17 protein-coding genes are annotated in these 20,801 nt (G+C 63.5%); 12 read left to right on the top strand and 5 right to left on the bottom strand.

Annotated elements, in window-relative coordinates:
* The first annotated feature begins 152 nt into the window (after window positions 1–152).
* Together aceA and HGQ17_RS15490 are read left to right on the top strand one after the other, a co-directional pair.
* Window positions 153–1,511: an isocitrate lyase gene (aceA, locus tag HGQ17_RS06315; protein WP_168887115.1), complete on the top strand. Its 1,359-nt coding sequence runs from the start codon at window positions 153–155 to the stop codon at window positions 1,509–1,511.
* A gap of 33 nt (window positions 1,512–1,544) precedes the next feature.
* Window positions 1,545–1,676 carry a hypothetical protein gene (locus HGQ17_RS15490; protein WP_267873154.1) on the top strand — a complete coding sequence of 44 codons (132 nt, stop codon included), beginning with the start codon at window positions 1,545–1,547 and terminating at the stop codon, window positions 1,674–1,676.
* Between the two features lie 95 nt (window positions 1,677–1,771).
* On the opposite strand, the gene HGQ17_RS06320 is transcribed toward HGQ17_RS15490, so the two are convergent.
* The 3 genes from HGQ17_RS06320 to HGQ17_RS06330 all read right to left on the bottom strand — a co-directional run bounded on the left by HGQ17_RS06320 (window position 1,772) and on the right by HGQ17_RS06330 (window position 4,968).
* Entirely contained in the window at window positions 1,772–2,686 is a 915-nt protein-coding gene (locus HGQ17_RS06320) for a glycine betaine ABC transporter substrate-binding protein (RefSeq protein WP_168887116.1), read from the bottom strand.
* Between the two features lie 78 nt (window positions 2,687–2,764).
* On the bottom strand, window positions 2,765–3,736 hold the full coding sequence (locus tag HGQ17_RS06325) for an ABC transporter permease (RefSeq protein WP_229503351.1): 972 nt from the start codon (window positions 3,734–3,736) through the stop codon (window positions 2,765–2,767).
* Complete coding sequence (locus HGQ17_RS06330; protein ID WP_211090479.1) at window positions 3,733–4,968, bottom strand: quaternary amine ABC transporter ATP-binding protein; 1,236 nt, start codon at window positions 4,966–4,968, stop codon at window positions 3,733–3,735. Before HGQ17_RS06330 ends, HGQ17_RS06325 begins: the two co-directional genes overlap by 4 nt.
* Window positions 4,969–5,087: 119 nt before the next feature.
* Between HGQ17_RS06330 and HGQ17_RS06335 the strand changes: the two genes are divergently transcribed.
* The 9 genes from HGQ17_RS06335 (at window position 5,088) to HGQ17_RS06375 (ending at window position 15,784) form a co-directional block, all read left to right on the top strand.
* Entirely contained in the window at window positions 5,088–6,545 is a 1,458-nt protein-coding gene (locus HGQ17_RS06335; RefSeq protein ID WP_168887117.1) for a helix-turn-helix transcriptional regulator, read from the top strand.
* A gap of 93 nt (window positions 6,546–6,638) precedes the next feature.
* Complete coding sequence (locus HGQ17_RS06340; protein WP_324615205.1) at window positions 6,639–7,400, top strand: LamB/YcsF family protein; 762 nt, start codon at window positions 6,639–6,641, stop codon at window positions 7,398–7,400.
* Window positions 7,397–9,049 carry a 5-oxoprolinase subunit B/C family protein gene (locus HGQ17_RS06345; protein ID WP_168887119.1) on the top strand — a complete coding sequence of 551 codons (1,653 nt, stop codon included), beginning with the start codon at window positions 7,397–7,399 and terminating at the stop codon, window positions 9,047–9,049. The genes HGQ17_RS06340 and HGQ17_RS06345 overlap by 4 nt, the downstream gene beginning before the upstream one ends.
* Before the next feature lie 3 nt (window positions 9,050–9,052).
* Complete coding sequence (locus HGQ17_RS06350; RefSeq protein ID WP_168887120.1) at window positions 9,053–10,807, top strand: acetyl/propionyl/methylcrotonyl-CoA carboxylase subunit alpha; 1,755 nt, start codon at window positions 9,053–9,055, stop codon at window positions 10,805–10,807.
* Window positions 10,808–10,850: 43 nt separating this feature from the next.
* A complete protein-coding gene (locus HGQ17_RS06355) occupies window positions 10,851–11,585 on the top strand; it encodes a GntR family transcriptional regulator (RefSeq protein ID WP_168887121.1) in 735 nt (244 codons plus the stop codon).
* A 220-nt stretch (window positions 11,586–11,805) separates the two neighbouring features.
* Window positions 11,806–13,014, top strand: a complete 1,209-nt coding sequence (locus HGQ17_RS06360) for an NRAMP family divalent metal transporter (RefSeq protein ID WP_168887177.1) — start codon at window positions 11,806–11,808, stop codon at window positions 13,012–13,014.
* 3 nt (window positions 13,015–13,017) lie between these two features.
* A complete protein-coding gene (locus HGQ17_RS06365; protein WP_168887122.1) occupies window positions 13,018–13,818 on the top strand; it encodes a putative hydro-lyase in 801 nt (266 codons plus the stop codon).
* Window positions 13,819–13,879: 61 nt separating this feature from the next.
* Window positions 13,880–14,887, top strand: a complete 1,008-nt coding sequence (locus tag HGQ17_RS06370; protein WP_168887123.1) for a homoserine dehydrogenase — start codon at window positions 13,880–13,882, stop codon at window positions 14,885–14,887.
* Between the two features lie 18 nt (window positions 14,888–14,905).
* Window positions 14,906–15,784 (top strand): urea carboxylase-associated family protein, encoded by an 879-nt coding sequence (locus HGQ17_RS06375; RefSeq protein ID WP_168887124.1) that lies wholly within the window; start codon window positions 14,906–14,908, stop codon window positions 15,782–15,784.
* A gap of 21 nt (window positions 15,785–15,805) precedes the next feature.
* On the opposite strand, the gene HGQ17_RS06380 is transcribed toward HGQ17_RS06375, so the two are convergent.
* Window positions 15,806–17,191: an MFS transporter gene (locus HGQ17_RS06380; RefSeq protein WP_168887125.1), complete on the bottom strand. Its 1,386-nt coding sequence runs from the start codon at window positions 17,189–17,191 to the stop codon at window positions 15,806–15,808.
* A 126-nt stretch (window positions 17,192–17,317) separates the two neighbouring features.
* Between HGQ17_RS06380 and HGQ17_RS06385 the strand changes: the two genes are divergently transcribed.
* Window positions 17,318–19,036: a carboxyltransferase domain-containing protein gene (locus HGQ17_RS06385; RefSeq protein ID WP_168887126.1), complete on the top strand. Its 1,719-nt coding sequence runs from the start codon at window positions 17,318–17,320 to the stop codon at window positions 19,034–19,036.
* Here the strand turns inward: HGQ17_RS06385 and HGQ17_RS06390 are convergent.
* Window positions 19,016–20,794: a helix-turn-helix domain-containing protein gene (locus tag HGQ17_RS06390; protein WP_211090480.1), complete on the bottom strand. Its 1,779-nt coding sequence runs from the start codon at window positions 20,792–20,794 to the stop codon at window positions 19,016–19,018. The two genes, HGQ17_RS06385 and HGQ17_RS06390, sit on opposite strands and share 21 nt — an antisense overlap.
* Window positions 20,795–20,801 lie beyond the last annotated feature (7 nt).

The following is a 20,801-nucleotide window of genomic DNA, read 5'->3' on the forward strand; positions in this document are numbered from 1 at the left end:
GTTCTGAGATTTCTTCGAATCCGCGAAGATTTGCAAATCTTTTGTCGAGTTGAGGTGGATTAGGGGTTGCAGAGTGCCCAAAACTGGGAATGTCCCCAAGAAAACGCCAGACCGATCCCGCCGGGGCGGTAAGGGAATCAAAGGAGATTCAGATGACCGAGACACTCGCCAACGCCCAGGAGACCCAGAACGGCACTACGGGCTTCCAGCCGGAGACCCGGGACGTGTTCGAAGAGAAGGTCCAGGCACTGCAGAAGGACTGGGACACCAACCCCCGCTGGGCTCAGACCACCCGTGACTACAGCGCCGAAGAGGTCATCAAGCTCCAGGGCACGGTGCAGGAGGAGAACACCCTCGCCAAGCGCGGCTCCGAGAAGCTTTGGGCACAGCTGACTGAGGAGCATGCAGCCGGGAAGTTCACCAACTCTCTGGGTGCGCTGACCGGGAACATGGCAGTCCAGCAGGTCAAGGCCGGACTGCGGGCCATCTACCTCTCCGGCTGGCAGGTTGCCGGTGACGCAAATATGGCCGGTCAGACCTACCCCGATCAGTCCCTCTACCCGGCCAACTCCGTGCCGAATGTGGTCCGGCGGATCAATAATGCTTTGCTGCGTGCCGACCAGATCGAGTACCTTGAGGGCAAGCGCACCGTAGAGGACTGGCTGGTGCCGATCGTCGCCGATGCCGAGGCCGGATTCGGCGGTCCGCTGAATGCCTATGAGCTGATGAAGTCGATGATCGCCGCCGGTGCAGCGGGTGTGCACTGGGAGGACCAGCTGGCCTCGGAGAAGAAGTGCGGCCACCTCGGCGGCAAGGTGCTGATCCCCACCGGCCAGCACATCCGGACCCTGCAGTCAGCCCGGCTGGCAGCAGATGTCTCCAACACCCCCAGTGTTGTCATCGCCCGCACCGATGCCGAGGCAGCCACTCTGATCACCTCCGATGTCGATGAGCGTGACGCCGAGTTCATCACCGGCGAGCGCACCGCCGAGGGCTTCTACAAGGTGCGCAACGGCATCGAGCCCTGCATCGCCCGGGCCAAGGCCTACGCTCCCTACTCCGATCTGATCTGGATGGAGACCGGAACCCCGGATCTGGAGGTGGCCAAGCAGTTCGCCGAGGCCGTGAAGTCCGAGTACCCCGACCAGATGCTGGCCTATAACTGCAGCCCCTCCTTCAACTGGAGGAAGCACCTCGATGACGCCACCATCGAGAAGTTCCAGCGCGAACTGGGCAAGATGGGCTTCACCTTCCAGTTCATCACCCTGGCCGGATTCCATGCCCTGAACTACTCCATGTTCGAGCTGGCCAAGGGTTACAACACCAACCAGATGAAGGCCTATGTCGAACTGCAGGAGAAGGAGTTCGCCGCAGAGGCCGCTGGGTACACCGCCACTAAGCACCAGCGCGAAGTCGGCACAGGCTACTTCGACGCCGTTTCCACCACCCTGAACCCCGAGTCCTCCACAGTGGCCCTGCGCGGTTCCACTGAAGAGGGACAGTTCCACTAAAAAGGGGCCATCTGCCCCACTGAGGAGTTTGCTATGACCAACGCCATCGAGATCAACGGCCAGCCGGTGACCACTCAGACATCCAGTCTCAATGTGGTCAGCAAAATTGAGAACGACGACGAGGGCGCCGCAGAGCAGGAGAAGGTGGCGATCCGCCGCAAATAGTCAGTAGGGCAATCACAGACAACTGTGCCCCCGGGAGTTTTCGAGGTCCTCTCGGGGGCACAGTTTTGTGTTCAGTTATATGTGGTGCTGATGTATCAGCCGATCAGGTCGTCGATGACGTCCTGGTTGTTCTCAGCCCACTCGACAGCACCCTCGGGGCCGTCGTCGTACTCGTTGACCACGAGGTCCTCGAGTTCGGCGTACTGCTCGTCGGTGAGATCGAAGTCGGCCATCCACTCAGCTACCTCCGGGAACTCCTCGGAGAAACCGTCATGAGTGACGATGTTCAGGGTCTCCTCAGCGCCGAGCAGTCCATCAGGATCCTCGAGGTCCTTCAGGTCCCAGTTTCCGTAGGCCCAGAAGGGGCGCCACAGGGTGACGACAATGTCCTCTTCGGCGTCGATGGCATTATCCAGTTCGGAGAGCATCGCGGCGGTGGAGGACTCGACCAGGTCGAATTCCTCATCCAGGCCGTACTCAGGGAAGACGGTGTTGGAGGTGACATCCATATGGCCGGAGCCAGCCTCAATGCCGACCACCCGGTTGTCGAAGGCCGCGGGGTCATCCAGCAACTCGGGGATGGAATCGATATCGGTGTACTCCGGCACGGCGAAGGTCAGCACTGCGCCCTCGTAGTAGGAGCCGAGGTCCTCGAGGTCGTCACCGAACTGTTCGAGGTAACTCTCGTGGGTCACCGGCAGCCAGGCGGAGGTGTAGACATCGATATCGCCATCGGCCAGGCCCTGGTAGACCGGGGCTGCGTCGCCGAGGGCCTCGATCTCTACGTCGTAGCCCTGCTCCTCGAGGATGTGTTGCCACAGGAAGGTGGTGGAGGAACCGTCAGTCCAGCCCTCGATGTAGCCGAGGGTGATGGTGCCGCCCTCTTCACCATTTTCACCATTGCCGTTTCCGTTGCCATTGCCACCCTCGTCATCGCCGCAGGCGGTCAGGGTCAGACCCAGCACAGACAGTAGGGCGGTGGATTTCAGGAATTTCGATGAGGTACTCATGAGGTTCCAGTTCCTTTCACTTCAGTTAGGTGCGAATAATTCAGTTACAACTCCCGCCCGCCAGGGGCGGGGAGGTCTTTACCCAGTCTTAGTGCTGGCCTCAGCGGCCTCAGCTTCATCGGGTTCGGTCTGTTGCTGCTGGGGCTTGCGGCGCCGCAGCAGCTTGTACAGGGTGCTTTCCTCGGTGGCCCCCAGGGCAGCGGTGACTCGGTCGAGGTAGATGGCGAACATGACCACACAGAGGCCGGCCTCCAGTCCCCGTTCGAGGTCGATGGTGTTGATCGCACCGCTGACCTCGTTGCCCAGACCGCCTGCGCCGACGAAACCGCCGAAGACGGCCATGGACAGGGCCAGCATGATCACCTGGTTGACACCGGCCATGATGGTCTTGGTGGCCAGCGGCAGCTGGATCCCGAAGAGGATCTGCCAGCCGGTGGAGCCGAAGGCATGGCCGGCTTCCACCACCTCGGAATCCACCTGTCGGATGGCCAGTTCGGTGAACCGCACACCCGGGGGCAGGGCGAAGATGATGGTGGCCAGAATGCCGGCGGGCATACCCAGGCCGAACATCGCCAGGGTGGGGATCAGCCAGACCAGCGCGGGCATAGTCTGCATGAGGTCCAGTACTGGTCTGACTGCCCGTGAGACGAACTGGCTCTTGGCGGCTAGGACGCCCAGTGGAATGGCTATCACCAAAGCCACCACAGTGGCCACGGCGACCAGGGCCAGAGTTTCCAAGGCCTCTTCCCAGAGGTCGACAGAGACGATGAAGAGCATCAGCGGCACTGTCAGCAGGGCCAGTTTCCAATCGCGCATCAGGAAGGCGATCAGGGCGAAGATGGCGGTGAGCACCAGTGCATCTGGGGCCGCCAGGATCTCGGCGAGTCCCTCGGACGTGGTCTCGAAGGCGATCTCCACGCCTCGGATGAGTCCACTGAACTGGTCCTGGAACCAGTCGAAGCCTTCCTCAAGCTTTTCGCCCACAGGCAGGCGGGGGATGAAGGCGCCGTCGGTCTCTTCGTCTGCCAGCAACATACCGGGGGAGTTCATGAGGTGGCCTCCTGGGGGATGGTCTTGAGGGCGGCGGAGCTGGGGTCCGCCAGGGAGCTCAGCAGCGTGACCCGGGGGATAACCCCCAGCAGCCGGCCGTCGTCGTCGACCACGGCCAAACCGGCGGCATGTTCAGCGGCTGCATTGAGCAGCTCTGCCAGCACGGTGGTGGAGCTGGTGGTCGGCATCGGACGGATGAGCCCCTCCAAAGTGTCCTGACCTGAGGCCACACCCTCAGCGGCGTCGGTCTCATAGACCACACCCAGAAGGTGCTTTGCCTGATCGACTACACAGAGGGCAGTGGTCTGGTTCTCACGCATCAGTCGGTGGGCAGCGCGGGGGCCCTGCTCGGCGCCCAGCAGTGCCACCGGCGGCTCTTTGACATCCCCGGCAGTCAGCACCCGGGTGCGGTCCACATCCTGGATGAACTGCGCGACATAGTCATTGGCGGGATCATTGAGGATCTGCTCGGTGGTTCCGTTCTGCACGATGCGGCCATCGCGCATCACCGCGATCCGGTTGCCCAGACGCATCGCCTCATTGAGGTCGTGGGTGATGAAAACAATCGTCTTGCCCAACTCCTGCTGCAGCTCCAGCAACTGGTCCTGCATCTCCTTACGGATCAGCGGATCCAGGGCGGAGAAGGCCTCATCCATGAGCATCAGCTCAGTCTCGGCTGCCAGGGCGCGGGCCAAGCCCACACGCTGGCGCATACCGCCGGAGAGCTCATGGGGATAGTAGTACTCATAGCCCTTCAGGCCCACCAGCTCCAGGGACTCCTTGGCCTTCTTCTCCCGGTCACTGCGATTGACCCCACGAGTCTCCAGGGCATAGGCGGCGTTCTGGCCCACTGTGCGGTGCGGCAGCAGGGCGAAATGCTGGAAGACCATCGAAATCTTCTCCCGCCGGATCTGGCGCAGTCGTTTGGCGTTGACCGTGGTGATGTCCTGGCCGAAGATCTCCACTGTCCCCTCAGTGGGCGGCTGAATTCCGTTCAGCGTACGGATCAGCGTGGATTTGCCGGAGCCGGAGAGGCCCATGACCACGAAGATTTCACCGCGGGCGACTTCAAAACTGGCATCAATAACAGCCGCAGTTCCTAGGGATTTCACCTCATCTCGGGTGGCCCCTGCTTTGAGTTTACGAACTACGGTCTCGGGCCGTTTGCCGAATGCCTTATAGACATTGCGCACACTGACCGCGGATTGTGAATTATTCGAATTGTCAGGCAACCCTCTGAACTCCTCATGCGCGTGATTGAGCTCCAAAACTATCAAACTTGAGTGACATCACTTGGGGCCTGTGGTAGCAGGTGCGACCTATGCCACATTTTTGGCTTTAGACTGGGGCAATGCGTGCAATGGAGCAGGCCGCAGAGGACCCCCTGGATCTCATCGCCCTAGGCCGGCGGGTCCGGCATCTGCGGAAGAAACAGGGGAAGACCCTCGATGATCTGGCTGCCGAGCTGGGCACTGCCCCCTCACAGCTTTCCCTGCTGGAAAACGGCAAACGTGAGCCCAAACTCTCCCAGCTCCAGCAGTTGGGCAGCATCTTCGGGGTGAGCCTTGATGACCTCTTCGGCGCAGAGCCCCCATCCAAGCGGGCTGCCTTAGAGATCGAGCTGGAGAAGACTCAGCGGGGTCCGCTCTATGCCGCCCTGGGACTGCCCACGGTGCGAATCTCCAACCGGCTGCCGATGGATGTCCTGGAATCATTGGTGGCCTTGCAGCGTGAACTCAAACGCCGACTCGAGGAACAGGCTGCCACCCCGGAGGAGGCTCGGCGGGCAAATACTGAGCTGCGCGAGGAGATGAAGTCCCGCAATAACTACTACCCGGAGATAGAATCCGAGGCCGCCGCACTGCTGGAGGCAGTCGGTTATACCGGAGGTCCGCTGGGGCATCACATCGCCGCCCAGGTGGCCGAGCATCTCGGCTTCGCCATCCGGTTCGTGCCGAATCTGCCCAATTCCACGAGGTCAGTGACCGATCAGCGCAACCGGATCATCTACCTCACCCAGGGGAGGTCCCGGGACTGGGATGCCCGCAGTGTGCTGTTACAAGCCCTGGGGCATCACGTGCTGGGACACCAGGAACCGGCCGATTATTCGGAGTTCCTCAAACAGCGGGTGGACACCAATTATTTTGCCGCCGCACTGCTGATGCCGGAACAGGCAGCAGTGGATTTTCTCAGCCGTGCCAAGGGTGCCAAAGAGCTGGCAATTGAGGATCTCCGCGATGCCTTCGCCGTCTCCTATGAATCTGCCGCCCACCGGTTCACAAATCTGGCCACAGAGCATCTGGGCATCACCTGTCATTTTCAGAAGGTCCACGAAACCGGGATCATCCACAAGGCCTATGAGAACGACGGCGTGAGCTTCCCGGCCGACCACTCCGGAGCCATTGAGGGCCAGACTGTCTGCCGACGCTGGACCTCCCGGGAGGTCTTCGACGTCGAGGACAAATTCCGATCCTTCAACCAGTACACCGACACTCCGGCCGGAACCTATTGGTGCACCGCCCGGACAGAGGGGCATTCCTCGGGGATGTACTCGCTGTCCATCGGAGTGCCCTTTGAACACGCAAAATGGTTCCGCGGCAAGGACACCACCTCACGTTCGGTCTCACGCTGCCCCGATGACCTCACCTGCTGCCGGACACCACCGGAGGAACTGGCCCAGACTTGGGAAGGGCACGCCTGGCCGGCAGCCCGAGCCAATACCCACCTTCTGGCAGCAATGCCCGATGGCGCTTTCCCCGGTGTCGACACCACCGAGGTCTACCGGTTCCTGCAGCAGCACAGCGAGTAGGGAACTCCCGGTCAGGCAGGTTTGTTGAACAATCCTGTGAACTGCGGCATGCTGGAGAAAAGTTCATCCATCCCGGCAGGAAGGATCCCCAACGTGGCCGCAGCCATTGATCTCAACAGCGATGTCGGAGAGTCTTTCGGCAATTGGACACTGCCCGATGCACAGATGCTCGAGGTCGTCTCCAGTGCCAATATCGCCTGCGGCTTCCACGCCGGAGACCCCATCACCATCCGCTCCACAGCGGCCACTGCTGCCGCAAACGGTGTGGCCATCGGGGCTCATATCGGCTACCGGGATCTGGCCGGATTCGGCCGCCGGTTCATCGACTACGACCTCAATGAACTCTCCGCCGACATCCTCTACCAGCTCGGGGCACTCGAAGCCATGGCCCAGGCAGCTGGTTCAAAGATCAGTTACGTCAAACCCCATGGCGCCCTCTACAACACCATCGTGACCCACCAGGACCAGGCCAAGACGGTTATCGACACGATCGCCGAGTACAACCCCAAACTGCCGGTACTGCTGCTGCCCGGGGGCTACGCGCTGGAATACGCCCGCAGCCAGGGCCTACGCGGGGTGGCCGAGGCATTCGCCGACCGCGCCTATAACCCCGACGGCTCCCTGGTCTCCCGCCGGGAGGAGGGCGCAGTCCTGCATGACACCGACCAAGTCGTTGAAAACATGCTCCGGCTGGCCCAGGACGGTGTACTCATCGCCCGCGACGGCACCCGCATCGAGACCGAAGCCGAGAGCATCTGCACCCACGGCGACACCCAAGGATCCTTCCAGATGGCCCAGGCAGTCCGTGAGGCCCTGACCCAGGCCGGTATCGAGATTCGCAGCTTCGCAGCATGATCACCGGCATCCGGCCCGCCGGGCGCCTCGGTCTGCTGCTGGAACTGGCCAGCCTCGACGACGTCCTCGCCCTTCACCAGTACCTCAAGGCCAACCCATTGGCTGGGCAGATCGATGCAGTGGCCGCAGCCCGCACCATCATGGTCACCTTCAGCCACCGTGACCATGTGCGCAGCGCCCGCCAGGAAGTCACCGCACTGACCGACCTCGAGTTCACCACCGGCGACAGCTCCTCGAAGACCATTGAAGTGGTCTACGACGGCGAGGACCTCGCCTCCCTGGCAGAGACCCTGCAGATGAGCACCGAGGCGCTTATCGCCTGGCACTCCGGTCAGAAATGGCGCGGGGCCTTCGGCGGATTCGCCCCCGGATTCACCTACTGCACCCCCTTGGAGAGCGCACAGGCGATTCCCCGGCGCAGCTCCCCACGGACCCAAGTACCGGAGAAATCCGTGGCAGTGGCCGGTGAGTTCTCTGCCGTCTACCCCCGCGTCTCCCCGGGAGGCTGGCAGCTGATCGGCCGGACCTCGGCTCAGATGTGGGACCTCAGCCGCGAACACCCCGGTCTGGTAGCACCCGGCGACACGGTGGAATACGTTCCGGTCCCCGCCGAGAGACTGACCCTCAGTTCGGCCACCGAACACAGTGGGGGACCAGAGCCCGACGACGCCGCAGAAGCACAGCAGCCCCAGCCAGGCAGCAGCCCCGGACTCAGTGTTGAGCAGCCGGGGATGCAACTGCTCATCCAGGACCTAGGACGCCCCGGCTACAGCGACCTCGGAGTCTCCCGGGCAGGAGTCGCCGATGAGGCTGCGGCTCGGCAGGCCAACCGACTGGTCGGCAATCCCGAAGATGCCGCCGTGCTCGAAGCCCTCCAGGGCGGAGCCGCACTGCGGGCAACAGGGACCCTGGTCATGGCGGCAACGGGTGCGGAGCTTCCACTGAGTGTCACAGCCGAGGAGGGCAGCACCCGAAACCTGCAGATGCGCACACCCTTCGTGCTGACAGCAGGGGACCTCCTGCAGCTGGGCCAGGCGGACCGTGGGCTGCGCACTGTCCTCGCCATCCGCGGCGGAATCACCGGCCAGAGTGAACTGGGCAGTCTCAGCAGCGACACCATGTCCGGACTGGGACCGGCGGCACTGAGCCCAGGGAACACCATCACCGCCGGTAACGCTGCCGGCCGAAACCCGGTGGGGGAACCCGAGCCCAGCACTCTGGCATCACCGGATGAGACCGGTGCTCTGACCCTACGGTTCACCTATGGCCCCCGCGAGGACTGGTTCGAAGCCGCCGAGCAGCAGAGGCTGGCCACCCAGGCCTGGAAGGTCACCCAGCAGGCCAATCGCATCGGAATACGGCTGGAACCAGCGGTCACCGCAGAAGAAGGGGACCAGCCACGCCCCCTGCAGCGGGCCCGCAACGAGGAACTGCCCAGCGAAGGAGTAGCACGGGGCTCGCTGCAGATGCCCCCGCAAGGCAACCCCGTCCTCTTCCTCAACGATCACCCCGTAACCGGCGGATACCCCGTCATCGGGGTCATCATCCCCCAAGACCTCCCCGCCGCGGCCCAACTGCGCCCCGGTGAGACCCTCCGGCTGCGCCCGGTGGACCCCGATACGCTCACCCCACTGACCCTCGGAGACTGACCCATGAAGAAGATCCTCATCGCCAACCGCGGGGAGATCGCCGTCCGTGTGATCCGCAGTGCCCGTGAGGCCGGATACAGCACGGTAGCCGCCTATGCCGATCAGGACGCAGATGCCCTGCATGTCCAGCTGGCCGATGAAGCAGTGGGCCTGACCGGCAGCAGCGCCGCGGATACCTACCTCAACAGTCAGGCCCTGCTGAAGGCCGCCGAGCAGACCCAAGCCGATGCGATCCACCCTGGCTACGGATTCCTCTCCGAGAACGCCGGTTTCGCCCAGGAGGTCAAAGACGCCGGGCTGACCTGGATCGGCCCGAAGCCCGAGACGATCCGCCGCCTCGGCAATAAAGTCACAGCCCGTGAGATCGCCGTGGCCGTCGGTGCGCCTCTGGTCCCCGGCACCGACGCCCCGGTGGCCAACGCCGAGGAGGTCCGCAGCTTCGCCGAAGAGCATGGCCTGCCCGTTGCGGTCAAAGCCGCCCATGGCGGAGGCGGCCGCGGCATGCGTGTCATCCGCGAACTCGATCAGATCGAATCAGGATTCCAAGCCGCCGTCCGGGAGGCCGAGGCGGCCTTCGGAGCCGGTGAATGCTTCGTGGAACGCTTCCTGGACAGGCCCCGGCATATTGAGGCGCAGGTCATCGCAGACACCCACGGCAATGTCGTCGTCGTGGGTACTCGAGACTGCTCCCTGCAGCGGCGCAACCAGAAGCTGGTCGAAGAAGCCCCGGCGCCCTTCCTCACCGATGAGCAGCGACGCAGGGTCCACGATTCGGCCCGCGCCATCTGTGCTGAGGCCGGCTATATCGGCGCCGGGACCGTGGAATACCTGCTCAGCCCCGATGGTGTGCTCAGCTTCCTCGAGGTCAACACCCGGCTGCAGGTCGAACACCCCGTCACCGAAGAGACCACTGGGGTGGACCTCGTGGCAGAACAGCTGCGCATCGCCGAAGGTCAGCCGCTGAGCATCACCGAAGATCCCCAGCCGCGAGGTCACGCAATCGAATTCCGCATCAACGCAGAGGACCCCGCACTGGGCTTCATCCCCACCCCCGGCCCGGTGGAGATTTTCACGCCACCCACAGGCCCCGGAGTGCGGGTGGACACCGGAGTCCACAGCGGCGGAGAGGTCTCCGGTGCCTTTGACTCCATGTTCGCCAAGATCATCATCAGCGCCCCGGATCGGGCCACCGCCCTCAGGCGGGCTGAGCTCGCATTGGCCGAAACCCGGATCCAAGGGCTTCCGACTGTGCTGCCCTTCCACCGCGAGGTCCTGAAGGCTGCCGATTTCCGGGCCGAGAACGAGACCGGGGCACAGGCGGCAGAAAACTTCGCTGTGTACACCCGGTGGATCGAGACCGACTTCGCCGCCGACCTCGAGGAATCCGAATACCTCGCCTCTGCAGTCCGCCACCGGGAGCAGTCCATGCATAGGCTCACCCTTGAAGTGGACGGTAAACCCGTGGCCCTCGGGATCCCCGCTGCCCTGGCAGCAGTCCTAGGATCCCCCGGTGAAGCCGGACTGCCCGAAACCCGGACACAGGAGGAGGGCGCGGTGACCGCCGAGTTCGCCGGAACTCTGGTCCGCTGGGAAGCCGAGGACGGAGCCGAGGTCTCAGCGGGCGACCCCCTGGTGGTAGTCGAGGCGATGAAGATGGAATCCACTATCAGCGCCCCGGCCGGCGGAACCTTCAGCCGTTCCGCCCTGGAACCGGGGGAGGGGATCTCAGCCGGCCAGCAACTGGGCCGGATCAGCTGAACGGGCAGATCAACACCCCGGTCATCGACTAGATTGGGTTGCTATGGTCAGCCGCCCACTCCAACGCCTCCGGGAACCACAACATGACGAGACCGCCTCCCCGGCGGATATCTGGGATCAGCTGCTGACCCCCTTGGAGGCCGCTGACCACGCCTCTGTGCCCGACCGGGTGGCCACCGTGCTGCGCAATGCCATCTCGGCCGGTCAGGTCCTGCCCGGAACAAAACTCCCCGAGGTCAAGATCACCGACAGGCTCGGGGTCTCCCGGCATACTCTGCGCAGTGCCTTCCAACTGCTGGCAGCCGATGGGCTGGTCGAACGCCGGCCCAATCGAGGGGTCTTCGTGCATGAGCCCACTGAGGAGGATATCCGGGAGATCTACCGCATCCGGCGCATCCTCGAAACCGGTGCGGTCAGGGCCGCGGTCTTCAGCTCAGAGGCCATTGAGGAACTCCGGGGGATCACCGCCCGGGCCGAGCGCTCCCGGGCTGCTGAGGATATCGCTGCGATGGCTCAGGCCAACCAGGAGTTCCACCAGTGCATTGTCGCCCAGGCCCGCAGCAGCATGCTCGATGAGCTGATGTCCAAAGTCCTGGCCCGGATGCGCTTGGTCTTCGCGGGTATGCGCAGCTACCCGGACTTCCACTCCGGCTATGTCACCGGCAATGTGCAGCTGGCCGAACTGCTGGCCCAGCAGAAGCGGCAGGAGGCGGAGGATCACCTCATCAATTACCTCCTGGAGGCCGAGCAGGACCTCCTGCGACATCTGACTCTCTGAGCCCTGCGGTTTGTGAATTCTCTGTAACAGTCGCCGTTTGTTGCACAATCTCTTGAGTCGATTGTTCAACAACCCGTAGGCTACGTCACATCATCACTCGCTACGAGACCCTGAGAACCAGGAGCGCACTGTGACAGAAGAACATACCGCCGGCAGCACAGAGACCCAGGCGGATGCCAAGCCCTCAGGGCCCACCTTCATCGCCACCCGCCGGACCGCGATGCTCGGAGCCATGTTCCTCATGGCGGTCTCCGCCGTCGGTCCCGGGTTCATCACCCAGACCTCCGAGTTCACCATGCAGCTGGGGGCAGCCTTCGCCGCAGCCATCCTGATCTCGGTCATCGTCGATATCGCCATCCAGATGAATGTCTGGCGCACCCTCGGAGTCTCCGGCCTCTACGCCCAGGAGCTGGGCAATAAGATCCTCCCCGGGCTCGGCTGGGCCCTGGCGGCACTGATCTTCTTCGGCGGCATCGTCTTCAACGTCGGAAATATCGCCGGCGCCGGTATGGGCATGAACGCCATGCTCGATATCGACCCACAGTGGGGTGGGGTCATCTCAGTGGCCATCGCCATCGCGATCTTCCTGTCCAAGAAGGCCGGGGTCGCCCTGGACCGCATTGTGGTCGGCTGCGGTGCAGTGCTCATCCTGCTGATGACCTATATGGCCATTGCCACCTCCCCGCCAGTGGGGGAGGCGGCCGTGCAGACCTTCGTGCCCACCCTGCCCCAGGGCGAGGATCTGGGGACCTTCTTCTTCGTGACCACCACCCTGATCGGCGGCACTGTCGGCGGCTACATCACCTACGCCGGAGCACACCGCGTCATCGCCTCAGGGCACACCGGTCCGGAGAACGCCAAGACCATCGCCCGGACCTCGGTGATGGGCATCATCGTCGCCAGCGTCATCCGCTACCTGCTGTTCCTGGCCATCCTCGGTGTGGTCACCACCTACTCGGTCACCCAGATCCAGGAGACCGGCCAGGAGAACGTGGCAGCCTCAGCCTTCCTGCTGGTCCTGGGCGAATGGGGACTGCGGGTCTTCGGCATCGCCTTCTGGGTCGCGGCAATCACCTCCATCCTCGGAGCTACCTACACCTCGGTCTCCTTCATCACCACCCAGAAGACCTCCCCACGGGTCAGGGCCTGGCTCTTCGTCGGATTCCTGGTGCTGACCTGCACTGTCTTCCTGGTCCTCGGCCAGGCGCCGGCGACCCTGCTGATCATGGCCGGTGCCTTCAACGGAGCAGTGCTGCCTCTGGGCTTCGCGGTGATCCTGATCGCCGCCTGGTTCAAACGCGGAAGCCTCCTGGGCGGATACAACTACCCCAAATGGCTGCTGGTGGCCGGAACCCTGGTCTGGCTGCTAACCATCTACATGGGAATCAACTCGCTGACCGGTATCGCTGAACTCTGGCAGGAAGGCTAAGAAATGACGACGACGGCGCACACACCTCCGGCTGAGACACCTCCGGCCCAGGCCCGGGAGCAGTTCCGGGCCGGACTGCGCCGACCGACCTCCGGGTACAGCCCCGGCTATGCCCAGGTCAATCTCATCGCTGTGCCCCAGGCCCAGGCCTTCGACATGCTGCTCTTCGCCCAGCGAAACCCCAAATCCTGCCCTGTCCTCGGGGTCCTGGAGGCCGGCCAGTACAGCTCTGAGCTGCTCTCCGGCGGAGATATCCGCACCGATATCCCCGCCTACCGGGTCTACCGGGACGGGGAGCTGGTGGCCGAACCCGATGAGGTCACCGACTACTGGCGTGCGGACCTCGTAGCCTTCCTCATCGGCTGCAGCTTCACCTTCGAGGCGCCCATGCTGGAGGCCGGGCTGCCGGTGGCCCATATCGACCAGCGTGTGAATGTGCCGATGTATGTCACAGGCACTGACTGTGCACCGGCAGGATCCATCTCGGGGCCATTGGTGGTCTCGATGCGGCCACTGCCGCCGGATCGGATTGCCGATGCCGTACGGATCACCTCCCGCTATCCCGGAGTCCACGGGGCACCGATTCATATCGGCAACCCCGAGGAACTGGGCATCCGGGATATCAACAGCCCAGACTTCGGGGACCCCGTGGAGATACCGGAGGGCTGGATTCCGGTCTTCTGGGCCTGTGGGGTGACCCCTCAGGCGGCGGTGATGCAGTCCGCACCGGAACTGGCGATCAGCCATGCCCCCGGCCATATGTTGGTCACCGATCTCCCCAATGACCAGCTGCAGGTTCCCTGAAGGATCATGAGAGGCTGAACCCACTGACCTCGTTGCAGCTACTGATACTGGGGGAGAGCGCATGACCCGAGTGGCCATCACCGGTGCCGGAAACGTCGGCCAACGCATCATCGGGATGCTGCACCAGCGCCAGGACCACTATCGCAGGCGCTTCGGCACCGGGGTGCGCGTCACCGGGATCTGCGGCAGTCAGGCTGGTCTGATCGACCCCGCGGGCATCACCGCCGAACGGGCCCAGCAGCGCGCTGACTTCACCCCAGGGCTCACCGGCGCAGCCTTTATGGAGCAGCTTGAGGCAGATGTGCTCATCGACGCCGGCCCCAGCGACTATGACAGCGGTGGGCCGGCACTGGGCTATTTCCGCGCCGGACTGGATGCGGGCATGCATCTGATTGCCGTCTCCAAAGGAGCCCTGGTCACCCATGCCCCTGAGCTGCTGAAACGGGCCGCCGAAGAGGGCGTTGAACTGAAGATGAGCGGCGCGGCAGCCTCAGCCCTGCCCACTATCGACTTCCTGACCCATAACCTGGCCGGTGCCCAGGTGCAGAAGATCGAAGCGATCCTCACCGGAACCACCACCTTCGTTCTGGATGCAATGACCACCCAAGGGCTGTCCCTGCAGGAGGCCCTGGGCCAGGCCCGGGAACGCGGTATCGCCGAACCCGATCCCAGTTTTGATATCGACGGCTGGGACACCGCAGCCAAAGTCGTGGTGATAGTCAATGCCGTCTTCGGCCAACACATGGACCTGCACAGCCTGCCCAAAACCTCCCTGAGCGAAGTCACCGAGACCGCCCGCGCCCAGTGGGCAGATCAGGGACTGACCCCACGACTGGTGGGATATATCGAACAGCGGGAGGGGAAACTGGCAGCCGGTGTGGAGCTGCGGACCTACCCCAGCAGCCACGCATTCTCCCTGACCCAGGGCAGCACCAAAGCCCTCTATGCGGCCACCGATGTGCTCGGGGAATTCACTCTCCTGGGTGGGGCCTCCAATCCCGATGCCACAGCTGCTGCAGCACTGAAAGACCTCGAACAGATCCTCACCGCGCACCCATCTAACGTCTGACGAAAGGCAAACTTTCCTGTGAGACAGAAGACCTACTCCCAGCCAGCTGCATACCAATCACTCCCCGGCGGGCCACTGGACCCAGACCGTGCCATCTATGACCGTGTAGCCGCAGCCGAGCGAGAGTTGGTTGAAGAGTTTGAGATCCCGATCCGCTCTGGCCGAGCCTGGGAAATCCCAGCCGGGCACATCGCAAGAATCGAATCGGTAGAAGGCCCCCAGGTGGGGGATCTGAATCTATGGAACCGGCACAACCCCAGGGAACGGTTCTGGGCTGCCCGGACAAGGCAGCTCCAAAGGTCTTCAATGACTACCTACGATCGGTTCTGGTCAACACTGCCGGCCCTGCGACCACTGGCGACCATCATCGCTGACTCATTGGCTGACCACCCGGATGCGATGGTGATTCATGACCTGCTGGGTACCCGGTGCGACCCCTACGTCAATCGCATGCTGGCCGGATACGACTTTGACTACCACTGCCACTCCAACCTCACCCGAGCAGTCCAACCGTTCGGACTCACAGAGTTTGATGTCCACGATGTTCTCAACGTCTTCCAATTCGCCGGGCTCAATGCCAACGGTGAATACTTCATGGACACCTGCCCAGCACGCCCGGCACAGGGCGACCGGGAAGCAGACCACCTGGAGTTCTTCGCAGAGATCGACCTCCTGGCGGCACTGTCCACCTGCCCCGGTGGTGACCTCTCGGTGCATATGTGGGGGCAGGAGGCGGCGTCTACGGAAGAGCAGCTGAAGCACTGTCATCCCTTGTCCGTAAAGGTCTACAGGGTCGACGAGACAGCCCTGGAGGGCTGGTCCTCACCACCGGTGGCTGCCTATCAGGGAGCCGCCGGCCTCCATGGCCTCAAGCCGCAGCCATTCGGCGAAGGATGATCCACAACTCAGCCAGGGCTCTCAGAGACTCGGAGTCTTAGCGCTGGGGGCGTCGTCGTCGTTCTTCTTCTCCCGTGGCGGAACCATCGGCATCACCCCGGTGGCGTCATTGACCCAGCGATGAGCGCGTTTGCGGGCAACCCCCTGGCGGACGCTGTACTTACCGTGCATCCACCAGTAACTGACCAGGGTGAAGACCACCAGGCCCACACAGCCGGCGTACATGATCTGATACCCGAAGGCCTCCACCAATGGCCCCAAGAACAGTGGGGCGAAGCCGAAGCCGATATCCATCATGATGAAGAACGTTGAGATTCCGATGCTGATCCGGTGAGTGCGCAGCTTCGAGGCGATAATCGCCTGCATCGCCGGCAGCAGGGACCCAAACCCGAAACCGGCCAAGACCCCGGAGGTGACCAGAACTGCGGCATTCGGCGCCCATGCCAACAATGTCATCGACACGGTGAACGCCGTCAGCGCCGGGTAGATCACCGCATTATCGCCGAAGCGGTCCTGGATCTTGCCCATCACCAGGCGAGCCAGAAGCATGGTGGCCGAATACACCACGAAATAGAGGCTGGCGGCCTCCACCATCCCTTTGGAGTGGGCATAACCATTGAGGAAGGTCATCACCGAGGCGAAGGAGATGCCCAACAGCATCGCGACAAACGCGATCGAAAAAGCCCCCGGCTCAATGACATCCTTCGGCCGCAGTATCAACCTGTCCCGAAGCCGCACCCCAATCGGCTTGACCTCCGGGGTCTGCATCAGACAGGCCGCCAAAAAGGCCAGGGCCGAAATGATGGTGACCATATGGAACATGCCCTCATAGCCGTAATGCTCCGAGAGCTGAATCGCGGCCAAAGGCCCCAGGGCAGGAGGCAGCGAATTGGCCAGCATGTAATACCCCGAACCCTCACCGCGACGGGTGCGGGGAATGATGTCGAAAACAGCAGCAGTCAGCGCTGTCTGACCGAAGCCCAGGGCCACACCATGGAGGGCACGCAGCACCAGCAGGCCCTCAAAACTGCCCACCATCGGATAGGCGATCCCCGCTGCGGCATAGGCCCCCAGGCAGATCACCAGAATCCGTTTCCGGCCGAAGACATTGACGTACTTCCCGGCGAAGAAGCGGGCGAAAAGCGCCCCGACCACGAATGCGCTGGCGGCGAAACCAGCGGCGGTCTCTCCGGCGCCGAACTCATCAGCGGCATAGACCGCCATACCGGTGACCAACGTGAAGAAAACCGTGGTGATCAGCAGGTTGACCACCACAGCAAGCAGGAAACTGGGCGTAAACAGCCGAGGCTTGGTCGAAGGGGTCTCCGCCTGCGCCTCGGCCGACCTCTCCGGACCAGGCGCGGACTGATCTGCGCTGTCGCTCTCCGGGGAAGTATCCTGACTCACAGACTTGATTCTTTCACGACCTGGGAACGAAGGGAGCGCGGTGCCTGAATCGCAGCGGCTGAGCCCATCACAGACACATCGATTCCAGCCCAGCACAGGCGATAAAGACACCGTAGGCTTTCCCGAATGAGTGAGAGCATTCGCTGGATGGGCCAACGGGCCCTCATGCTGGATCTCGAGAGTCTCGCCGAGGTCCTGGCCTACCACCAGCAGCTCAACAGCGAACCGCTGCCCGGACAGGTCGAAGCCACCCCCGCAGCCAGCAACCTGCTGATCGACTTCCGCTCCCGGCGCGATGCCGCGGCGGCCCCACGCCGACTGCGCCGGATCAAACCTAAACCCTTCACCCCCGCCCCGGCCGAACCCATCGACCTAGAGGTCAACTACACCGGTGCGGACCTCCACGCGGTGGCCGAAGCAGTCGGAATGAGCGTCGAAGCCCTCATCAACTGGCACAGCAGCACCACCTGGATCGCCGCCTACGCCGGAACCCGCCCCGGCCTGGTCGCAGCAACACCGGAACAGCTCATCGGGCGCAAACGCCTCCGCAAAGCCGAAATCCCCCCGATGGTGCCGCGAAAGACCGAGGCCGCAGCCCTGCCGGCAGGTTCGGTGGCCTTAGCCGATCAGCTGTCCACCAGCTGCCCCATGGAGCACACCGCCGACTGGCAGATCATCGGCCACACCAACGCCGCGCTCTGGGACCCCCACCGCAGCCAACCGGCACTCCTGTACCCAGGAGACCGCATCCGCTACCGGGCGGTGACCGAGACCATCACAGTGTCCCCACCCAGCTGCCCCGCACCCCCTAAGCTGGCCGATACTGACGCCGTCATCGAAGTCCTCAACACCGGAGCCCAAACCCTCATCCAGGACCTCGGCCGACCAGGACGCCGCCACCAGGGACTGAGCCGATCCGGAGCCGCAGACACCCCCGCACTGCGGCAGGCCAACCAACTGGTCGGCAATGACGACGCCGCCGCAGGCTTCGAAGTCCTCTACGGCGGACTCGAACTCACCGTCCACCAAACCTCAGTACTGGCCGTCACCGGGGCCGAGGCACCGCTGACCGTCCACAGCCGGCAGCCGAACGAACACCGCTCCAATATGGCCCTCAACGGCACCGGCGGCGGACCCAGCGAAGAAGAGACCGGTATACCCGCAGCCGAAGACACCCGCGAGGTCCCCCTGCGCGCCCCCTTCTGGATGTTCCCCGGGGAACGGCTGCGGCTGGGCACCCCCGCCACCGGGATCCGCAACTATCTCGCCATCTCCGGGGGACTGGCAGCACCGACCGCCTTGGGCAGCTCAGCCACCGATATCCGCTCCGGAATGGGCCCAGCCCCAGTTGCGGCAGGGGACAGGTTCGGACTGCTGGGCGCACCCTCAGGCTTCGTAGGAATCGCCGACGTCGCCCCCACCTCACTGCCTGCCGCGCAGGGACCCACGACCCTGCGGTTCATACCCGGACCCCATGATCACCTCTTCGCCGCCAAGAACACCCCCACCGGTATCGCGACCCTGCAGACCGGCTGCTGGGAAGTCGACACCGACTCCAACCGGGTGGGACTGAGACTCAACCGCCCCGAAACCGAGTCCTCCCCGCGGCTGAGCCCACCGGCGGAGATCCCCCAACAGGCTGAACCACTGGTGCGCGGAGCCATCCAGATCCAGCCTGAGGCAGGACCCCTGCTGTTTCTGACCGACCACCCGGTCACCGGCGGCTACCCCGTCCTGGGTGTGGTGGTGCGCGAAGACCTCGGCCTCGCCGCCCAACTGCCCCCAGGAACCGGCATCCGCTTCCAAGCAGTCGACCCCGACACCCTAGAGCCGATCTCCGGATAACCCCCAGGCCCGCAGGCTCAGATGCACATCCAAGGCACGCGGGGCGCAGTCCCAGCCCTCACCGAGCAGACGAGTGATACTGCCTAGCCGCTGCTTGACCGTATTGCGATGCACGAAAAGCGCCTCAGCGGTGCGGTCGATCCGCCGATCAGTGTCGAAATACCGCAGGGCCGTGGCAGTCAGTGAGGTGCCACGCTCGGCGTCGTAATCCAGCAGCGGCTGAATCTCCCGGGTCAGCTCCGCGGCATCGGAGTCGGCCATAAGGTGAACCACCGTTCCGACCACACCGATCGAAGCAGCATCCACCAGACCGGTCCGAGCTGAATACCGCAGTGCCGATAGCGCCGTCAGCGCTCGCCGGTGGAACCCTGGCAGCTGGGTGATTGATTCCATCGGCCCACAGAAGGCAGCCCGCACCCCCGCGCTGGCCGAGTCCATCGCCTGGAACTGATCGATCCACGCCTCCTCGGTGAACATCACACAGAGGTGGCCCTCCACCTCAGCCAGCAGAGAGGTCCCGGGCAGGCTGCGGAACTGCCGCTGAACGTCACGGTCATGGCCGGCCGGATGATCGATCAGCGCAACCCAAGCCCGGTCACTGGAAGTCATACCCCAATGCCGCAGTCGCCGGTCCAACCGGGACCGCGGGACCACCTCCCCGGAGAGCAGCTCATCGAGCACATCCAACTGGGTGCGGTACTGCGCGTCCTCATCGGCCTGCAGGAACAGCAGGGCCAATGCACAATGGGCAGCCGCACGACTCAGCAGCGTCTGCTGGGCGGGAATGACCTGGGGCAGACCGTTCACCTGCGCCAGACCGCCGACCACCAGATAACCCAGGGCCGAACGCCCTGAGCGCACCGGGGCCAAGAGGCCCGTCTCAACTGCCCCAGCCTGGGTTCGGCTCAGCTCCACAGGCTGAGGGGTGCCTAGGTCATCGGCGGCGCTCATCGCCTGCTGCACTGCCTGGTCGTTGAAAACCGACGACGACGCCCCCGGAGTGGCAGCAATGACCTCACCTCGCTCATTGAGCAGGGTCACCGCAGCCCCCAACCGCCCGGCAGTGACCTCCAGGACCCCCTCAGGGGAGGGGTTCTCCAGAATGGCCTGCATCAGATCCTCATCGAACTGCGCGACCTCAGTGACCGAGAGCAGTTCCTGCTGACTGCGGGCATTCTTCACACTCAGCTGCTCCGCATCGCGCAGGGCCTGGGCATACTTCTCCGCATTATCCAGGGCCACCGCGGCATGTTTGCCCAGGGAGTCGACAGTCTCAACCTCCTCCGGGCTGAAGACCCGGTGACTGCGCTCAGCCACCATCAGAGCACCGATCACCTGCCCGGTCATCACCAGGGGCACACCCATAATGGTGCGCACCCCCTCCTGGGCCACCGTCCGGTCGATCTTCGGGATATGGGTCACCGACTCATCCCGCAGATAATCAGTGGTCTGATAGGCAGCCTCACCGGAGGCCACCAGGCCCAGAATCCCGGTGCCGATCGGCATCCGAATAGTCCGGTAGGCATTGGTCAGCACCCCATCGGACTGACGGATATAGGTGATGCCCTCCTGATGGTCATTGAGGCTGATATAGGCCATATCCGAACGCAACAGCTGCCGGGTCCGTCGCACAATCGAGAGCAGCACAGCCTCCACATCATGCAGGCTGGAAAGCTCTGTCGCAGAGTCTAAAAGCGCCCGTAGCAGCGCCTCCCGGTTCGGCGCTGTCCAATCAGTCATGTCCGATCTGTCAGTCATACACACA

It is taken from the genome of Nesterenkonia sedimenti (assembly GCF_012641515.1).
Taxonomy (GTDB): Bacteria; Actinomycetota; Actinomycetes; order Actinomycetales; family Micrococcaceae; genus Nesterenkonia; species Nesterenkonia sedimenti.